Source organism: Agromyces humi, from assembly GCF_009720255.1.
In the GTDB taxonomy this organism is placed as follows: domain Bacteria; phylum Actinomycetota; class Actinomycetes; order Actinomycetales; family Microbacteriaceae; genus Agromyces; species Agromyces humi.
Genome location: NZ_WJSP02000181.1, coordinates 1 through 7,429 on the forward strand (window position 1 = coordinate 1; position 7,429 = coordinate 7,429).

General features: G+C 71.9%; 7 protein-coding genes. 1 reads left to right on the forward strand and 6 read right to left on the reverse strand.

From position 1 onward, the window contains the following. The 5 genes from GH736_RS13930 to GH736_RS13950 form a co-directional block, all read right to left on the reverse strand. A partial coding sequence (locus GH736_RS13930) for a glycosyltransferase family 4 protein (RefSeq protein WP_159604285.1) occupies nucleotides 1-1,046 on the reverse strand: 1,046 nt, incomplete at its 3' end. 145 nt (nucleotides 1,047-1,191) lie between these two features. Continuing rightward, complete coding sequence (locus tag GH736_RS13935) at nucleotides 1,192-1,821, reverse strand: CE1759 family FMN reductase (RefSeq protein ID WP_159604287.1); 630 nt, start codon at nucleotides 1,819-1,821, stop codon at nucleotides 1,192-1,194. Between the two features lie 10 nt (nucleotides 1,822-1,831). Continuing rightward, the gene (locus GH736_RS13940; protein WP_159604289.1) at nucleotides 1,832-3,043 is read right to left on the reverse strand and encodes an LLM class flavin-dependent oxidoreductase; all 1,212 of its coding nucleotides are present in this window, start codon (nucleotides 3,041-3,043) and stop codon (nucleotides 1,832-1,834) included. A 72-nt stretch (nucleotides 3,044-3,115) separates the two neighbouring features. Then, nucleotides 3,116-3,883, reverse strand: a complete 768-nt coding sequence (locus GH736_RS13945) for a fructosamine kinase family protein (RefSeq protein WP_235934216.1) — start codon at nucleotides 3,881-3,883, stop codon at nucleotides 3,116-3,118. A 106-nt stretch (nucleotides 3,884-3,989) separates the two neighbouring features. Continuing rightward, nucleotides 3,990-5,573, reverse strand: a complete 1,584-nt coding sequence (locus GH736_RS13950) for a M28 family peptidase (RefSeq protein ID WP_235934214.1) — start codon at nucleotides 5,571-5,573, stop codon at nucleotides 3,990-3,992. A gap of 196 nt (nucleotides 5,574-5,769) precedes the next feature. Here GH736_RS13950 and GH736_RS13955 point away from each other — a divergent pair, with 196 nt between their 5' ends. Next, on the forward strand, nucleotides 5,770-6,582 hold the full coding sequence (locus tag GH736_RS13955; protein ID WP_159604295.1) for a glycosyltransferase family 2 protein: 813 nt from the start codon (nucleotides 5,770-5,772) through the stop codon (nucleotides 6,580-6,582). A gap of 37 nt (nucleotides 6,583-6,619) precedes the next feature. Here GH736_RS13955 and GH736_RS13960 read toward each other — a convergent pair. Next, the coding region (locus GH736_RS13960) for an alpha/beta fold hydrolase (protein ID WP_159604297.1) at nucleotides 6,620-7,429 on the reverse strand (810 nt) is incomplete at its 5' end.

The window sequence follows — 7,429 nt, forward strand, 5'->3', positions numbered from 1 at the left end:
TGCACCGCCTCGCGTGCGCGCACGCCGAACGCCCGTCGCTTCGCGTCGTCGCCGACGAGGTCGCGCACGCGCTCACGGAACTCGGCGAGGTCGCCTGGCCGGTACAGCCATCCGTCGACGCTCGAGCGCACGAGGTCGAGGGGTCCGCCCCGGCCCGTGGCGACCACCGGCACCCCGCTCGCGAGTGACTCCTGGACGGTCTGGCAGAACGTCTCGCTCTCGCCGGGGTGCACGAAGACGTCGAGGCTCGCCATCGCCACGGCGAGCGCGTCGCCCCCGAGGAAGCCGGTGAATCGCGCATCCGGCAGCATCCGCTCGAGCGCGTGGCGCGACGGCCCCTCGCCGATCACGACGAGGCGCGTGTTCGGCAGGTCCGCGATGGCCCGCAGGTCCTCGACCTGCTTCTCGGGCGCGAGCCGACCGACGTACCCGACGAGGACCTCGCCGGGGCCGGCCAGGTCGCGTCGCCACGCGTCGTCACGCCGCCCGGGCGTGAACCGGCTCGTGTCGACGCCACGGCGCCAGATGCGGATGCGGTCGCCGGGCACGCCGGCCGCGGTGAGCCGGTCGACCGCCGACGTCGACGGCGCCAGCGTCAGCGTCGCCCGTCGGTGAAGCCTGCCGACGTGGGCGGTGAGCGCCGGCGCGGCGCCGGGGACGCCGTACCGCTCGGCGTAGGCGGGGATGTCCGTCTGGTAGACCGCCACCGAAGGCACGCCGAGCGGTTCGGCAGCGGCCAGCCCGCGCCATCCGAGCACGAACGGCGATGCCAGGTGCATGACGTCGACGTCGTGCTCGCGGAGCACGGCCGACAGCCGGTGCACGCTGCCGAGGGTGATCCGCACGTCGGGATAGCTCGGCAGCGGTACCGAGGGCAGCAGCACCGCATGGGCACCGTGGAGGGTCCGGTCGATCGGACCCGATCGTGGGGCGATGACCACCGCCTCGTGCCCGCGCCGCTCCAGGTGCTGCAGCACCTGGAGCAGGGAGTGCGTCACGCCGTTCATGTGCGGGAGGAACGATTCCGCGAGGAGTGCGACCTTCACGCCTCCAGCGTGGGCGACGGTCGGGCGCCGCACGACCGGAATCGCACCGGATCGCCGAGGATTCATCGAGCCGTCGCCTGCGGTTCGCCGTCGCGCAGCAGGGCCCGGCGCGAGACGCGCCGGGCCCTGCGATCACGAGCCGGGGCTACTCCCCCGCGAGTCCGCCGATGAGGTGGCCGACGGGTCGTTCGAGGGCGAACGGGTCGTTCATCAGGTCGGAGCGATCGGTGCGCTCGACCAGGTCGGCGAACTCCTTCGCCCCGCGGAAGATGCGGTCGGGCAATGAGCGGACGCCGTCGCCGCCGTCGCCCCAGTCGCTCGTCGCCGCATAGACCCCGGTGGTCACCGGCACGGCGTGCAGGTAGGTGAACAGCGGCCGGATGGCGTAGTCGATCGCGAGCGAGTGCCGCGGCGTGCCACCGGTCGCGCCGATGAGCACGGGCAGGTCGGTGAGCGCCTGCGGGTCGATGACGTCGATGAACGACTTGAACAGGCCCGCGTAGCTCGTGGTGAAGATCGGCGTGACGGCGATGAGACCGTCGGCGGCGGCGACCGCCTCGAGTGCCGCCTCGAGCTTCGGCGGGGCGAACCCCAGCAGCAGGTGGTTGGTGATGTCGTGGGCGAGGTCGCGCAGCTCGAAGGTCTGCACCTCGACCTCGACGCCGCGCTCCTGGAGGATCTCGGCGGCATCCGCAGAGAGCCGGTCGGCGAGCTGCCGGGTCGAGCTCGGGGTCGACAGGCCCGACGAGATGACGACGATGCGCTTGGTGGTCATCGGAGGACTCCTATCGGGTTGCGGCGGGGCCGAAGGCCGAGCCGGTCTTGACGGGTGCGGGTGCGGCCTGCACGTCCTGGTAGGGCGAGGGGCCGGCGAGGTTGTCGCCGCGGTTCGCGTTCGGCGTCGCCTGGCGGGGCGCCTCGTCGCCGTACTTCGCGGCCACGAGCGCGGCGTGGGTCGGGGCATCCGGAACCTCGGCGGGGCGGTTCTTCGCGAACTCGCGCCGCAGGACGGGCACGACCTCCTCGCCGAGCAGGTCGAGCTGCTCGAGCACGGTCTTCAGCGGAAGACCGGCGTGGTCGAGCAGCCAGAGCTGGCGCTGGTAGTCGCCGACGTAGTCGCGGAAGCCGAGGGTGCGGTCGATGACCTCCTGCGGGCTGCCGACCGTGAGCGGCGTCTGCTGCGTGAAGTCCTCGAGGCTCGGGCCGTGGCCGTACACCGGCGCGTTGTCGAAGTAGGGGCGGAAGTCGCGAACCGCGTCCTGCGAGTTCTTGCGCATGAACACCTGGCCGCCGAGGCCGACGATCGCCTGTGCGGCGGTGCCGTGGCCGTGGTGCTCGAAGCGCTGGCGGTAGAGGGCGATCATGCGCTGGGTGTGCGAAGCCGGCCAGAAGATGTGATTGGCGAAGAAGCCGTCGCCGTAGGACGCGGCCTGCTCGGCGACCTCGGGGGTGCGGATGGAGCCGTGCCACACGAACGGGGGCACGCCGTCGAGCGGGCGCGGCGTCGAGGTGAAGCCCTGCAGCGGCGTGCGGAACCTGCCCTCCCAGTCGACGACGTCCTCGCGCCAGAGGCGGTGCAGGAGCTCGTAGTTCTCCATCGCGAGCGGCAGGCCCTGGCGGATGTCCTTGCCGAACCAGGGGTAGACGGGGCCGGTGTTGCCACGGCCGAGCATGACGTCGGCGCGACCGCCCGAAACGTGCTGGAGCATTGCGAAGTCCTCGGCGATCTTCACCGGGTCGTTCGTGGTGATGAGGGTCGTCGCGGTCGAGAGCTGCAGGGTCGAGGTCTGGCCGGCGATGTACGCGAGGGTCGTCGTCGGCGAGGACGACCAGAACGGCGGGTTGTGGTGCTCGCCCAGCGCGAAGACGTCGAGCCCGACCTCCTCGGCGTGCTTGGCGATGGTCAGCGTGGCCTGGATGCGCTCGGCCTCAGTCGGGGTTCGACCGGTCGTCGGGTCCTGTGTGATGTCGCTGACGGTGAAGATTCCGAACTGCATCTCGCCCTCCTGGGCTCCTCGTCCTACTTCATGCGTTTGCATGCAATGGGTGGAACGGACGGTGTCGCCGAACTATTCCCGACGCGGGCGGGCCAGTTCGAGCACCTGCCCGGCGGCCTCGGCGAGGGCGATGCCGTACCCCCTGCCGTGCCCCGCCGCGTGCACGGCGAGCGGATGCAACTGGTGCACCGGCACCCGGTCGCGCCAGCCGCGACGCAGGGGCAGCGCGCGATCGTAGGCCGCGAGCACGTCGTCGAGGAACGGGCAGCCGAAGAGCGCGAGCATGGCGAGATCCGTCTCGCGGTGGCCGCCGTGCGCGGCCGGGTCGATGAGCACGACGCCGTCGGGCGACCACAGCACGTTGCCGTTCCACAGGTCGCCGTGGATGCGGGCGGGCGGCTCGTCGTCGTCGAACGCACCCGTCGCGATGACGTCGGCCGCCCGCCGCACGAGCACGGCCTCCGACGCTGTCGTGTTCCCGACCTCCTCGGCGATCGCCAGGTAGGGCAGGACCCGGTCGCGCGCGTAGAAGGCGCCCCAGGTGCGTTCGTCCGCCTCGGGCAGGTGACGGCGACCGATGAACAGCGGGCCGCGCCATCCGTCGGGCCCGGCGCCGAAGGCCCCGGCGCCCGCCGCGTGCGTTCGCGCGAGCGACGCGCCGAACGCCGCAGCCGCGGATGACGTCGGGCGGGCATCGGGGATCCGCTCGAGCTCGATGCGCCCCTGGGAGACGGACACGACCGCGGCGGTGCGCACGCCGCCGGCCGACGCCAGCCACGCGAGCCCGGCGGCTTCCGCCTCGAAGAAACCCTCGGGGGCATCCGCTCGTGCCTTGACGATGGTGTCCACCCGCCAAGTGTGCCCGACGAGCGCGCCGCGGGCACGCGGTGGCACGCGAAGGGCGGGGGCGCCATCGGGCACCCCCGCCCCTCACGACCGCGTCGACTCAGTCGGCGTCGTCGTGCCCGTGACCGTGGTCGGGCGCGAGCCCGCCACCGCCGGGGAGGTTGACCGTGCCCTCGGGCCCGGCCGGAGCCGGGAACGCGAAGTTGCCCGGGACCTTCTTGCCGACCACGCCGTTCACCGTCTCGGTGGAGTAGGCGTAGGTGAGCACCGCGGCGGCGATCGCGTCGGAGTTGACGTCGAGCGCATCGAGCGCGAGGTTGTCGATGTCATCGCACGCGAGGTGGTAGCACGGGTCATACTGCGCACCCGCAGTGCCGCCCCAGATCGCCGCCTGCTCCTCGGTCTTCGGGACCTCGGCGCCCGTGAACAGGCCGCCCGCCGGGATGCCGTTCTGGATGAACGCCTGGTAGTCGCTGCGACCGCTGAACTCGGCGTCGTCGTAGGGGACGCCGGCCCACGTGTAGTAGCTCTCGAACAGGTCCTCGATCTGCACCGAACCCTCGGGCACGACGACCGGAGCCGGCCAGCCGGACTCGTCGCCGTCGTACACCATGAAGATGTAGTTGGGCGAGGCCACCATGTCGAAGTTCAGGTAGAGGGCGACCTCGTCGAGGGTTCCGGCCGCGACCTGGTCGGCGACATAGGCCCGCGAGCCGAGCAGCCCGCTCTCCTCAGCACCCCACCACGCGAAGCGGATCGTGTTCTCGGGCTTCAGCTTCGAGATCTGCTGGGCGATCTCGAGCAGGGCCGAGGAGCCGCTGCCGTTGTCGTTGATGCCGGGGCCCGCGAGCACCGAGTCGAGGTGCGCGCCGGCCATCACGACGTTGTCGTCGTTCGTGCCGGGGAGCTCCGCGATCACGTTGACCTGCGGACGGGACTCGGGCGAGTCGACCACGATGTGCGCGGTCGATCCGGCCTGCGCGAGCGCTGCGCCGTCGGCGAAGCTCGCACCCACGACGGGGATGCTCAGCGGCGTCTGGTTGATGCCGAAGAGCGTGCCCGTGACGAGGCCGGAACGGAGCTCCGTGTTGCCCTGGTTGAAGATGATGACCGCCTCGGCTCCGGCGGTCTGGGCATTGATCGCCTTGACGCCGAACTCGCAGGTGCCGCGCTGGATGAGCGCGATGTCGTTGGTGCCCGACCAGTCGATCCCGGCGAAGTCCGCGGCCTCGCAGCCGCTGGTGACCGGGTCGCGCGGCGGAGCGAGCACGATGTCGACGGGGATCACGTTCCCGGTGACCTCGCCGTACCCGGTTCCCGTGAAGGTGCCGGAGTCGTACTCCGCCATGACCGGCGTGAGCTGTTCGAGCACGGGCGGCGGCACGAAGGTGAAGTCGAACTCGTCGAGCTCCACGCTCCAGCCCGCGGCCTCGAGGGTGTCGACCACGTACTCGACGCTCTGGGTGTAGCCCTCGGTGCCCGCCGCGCGGGTGCCGCCGTTGGCATCCGCGATGGCCTGGAGGGCCTGTTCATGCTCGAGGACGCCGTCGACGGTGACGCATCCGAGGAGCTTGTCGTACGTGTTGTTCGTTCGGTTGTCGCAGCCCTGCGACGCGGGCGCCGCCATGGCGGCCCCCGCCGGTACGAGCACGAGCCCGGCGGCGGTCGCGGTCGCGATCGCCAACGTCCTGGCGCGTCTGGAAAGTGTGGCAGATGGGTACATCGTCTTCCCTTCCGTATGGGTGGCATCGGTCGACACCCATTTGGGGGCAGAGCCTATGCGCTGGCTGTGCGCGTGGGGAAGCCCCCAGTGCGACATCCGCGACCGGAACGCACGAATCGTGCGCCACCGCGTTGCCTCGTGGCTAGACTCGCCGTTGATGGGCACCATCTCGGTCATCATTCCGAGCCTGAACGACGCGGGCTTCCTCTCGGCGTGCCTCGACGCCCTCGCGCGGCAGGCGCGCCCCGCCGACGAGGTCATCGTCGTCGACAACGGCTCCACGGATGCCACGGTCGAGGTCGCACGGGCCGCGGGTGCGCGGGTGGTGACCCAGCCCGTGCACGGCATCTGGCCCGCGACGGCGGCGGGCTTCGACGCGGCATCCGGCGACGTGCTCGCCCGCCTCGACGCCGACTCCGTCCCCGGCCCCGGGTGGCTCGCCGAGGTGGAGCGGCGGATGTCGCTGCCCGACCGGCCGACGGTGGTGACCGGCACCGGCGTGTTCTACGGCGGCACCGGCCCCCGACGGTGGATCGCCCGCAACCTGTACATCGGCGGCTATTTCGTCGTCATCGGGGCGCTGCTCGGCCATCCGCCCGTGTACGGGTCGAACTACGCCATGCGCGCCGACGCCTGGCTCGAGCTCCGTGACCTCGTGCATCGCGACCGGGCCGATGTGCACGACGACCTCGACCTCGCGTGGTGGCTCCGCCCTGGCATGACGGTCGTGCACGACCGGGCGCTCGTGGTGGGCGTCTCTGCCCGCCCGTTCGACAGCCTCCCCGAGATCTCGCGGCGGGTGCGCATGGCCTTCCACACGCTCGGTGTGGAGTGGCGGGCATGGCCGCCGATGCGGCGCCGGATCGAGCGCCGTCGCGCGCGTCCGGTCGCCTCGGACGCCGCGTCGGGAACGATGCTCGCCGAGGTCGCCGACGTGAACCCCGAGGGCGACGCGCCGCTGGCGGCCTGAACCGGAACGCGCCTTCGGCCTTCGGGACCCGCCAGCCCTACGGCGTGACGCCGGCCTCCTCGAAGAGGGCCGTCATGTCGCGCACGAGCTGGTGGGGGGCCGTCTCGCACGGGCTGTGGCCGGTGAGGTACACGGCGAAGCGCGCGCCGATCGACCTGGCGAACCGCTCGTGGAGCTCGCGCGGCCAGAGGTCGTGCTCCCCGACGGCGACGAGCTTCGGCACGGGCGAGGCGGCCAGTCGGACCCGCAGGTCGGGGGTGCGCATCATGAGGCCGATGATGTCGTCGACGCTCTCGCGGCGGGTCAGGGCGAACCGCTCGCGCACGAAGGCCAGCCGCTGCGGCGGCACCCGGTTGAGGTTGTTCCGGATGCCCCAGAGCATGAGCGCCGCGCCCTGGCGGGGCGTGGTGATCGCGCTGATCGCTCCGATGCGCTTCACGCCGCGGAACGCCTGGCCCGGTTCGGGCGGTGCGCTCAGCAGGGTGAGGCTCGCGAAGCGGTCGGGACGCGCGAGCAGGGCCAACTCGGCGAGGGTCGCCGCGAAGCTGTAGCCGAGCACGTGCGCGCGTCCGGCGCCGTCATCGAGCACGGCGAGGAGATCGTCGAGGAACAGCCGCTCGTCGTACCGGGTGCGCGGCGGCTGGAGGTTCCAGGGTCCAGCCGCCCAGGACTCGTACTGCCCCGCCAGGTCGTACGACTCGACCCGGTATCCCGCCGCGGCGAACAGCGGCATCATCAGCACGAAGTCCTCTTTCGACCCCGTTGCACCGGGCACCAGCACGATGCGCGGCCCGTCCGCCGGTCCGAGCGCCACGCGCGCGAGTGCGCCGCTCGGCGCCGCGAAGCT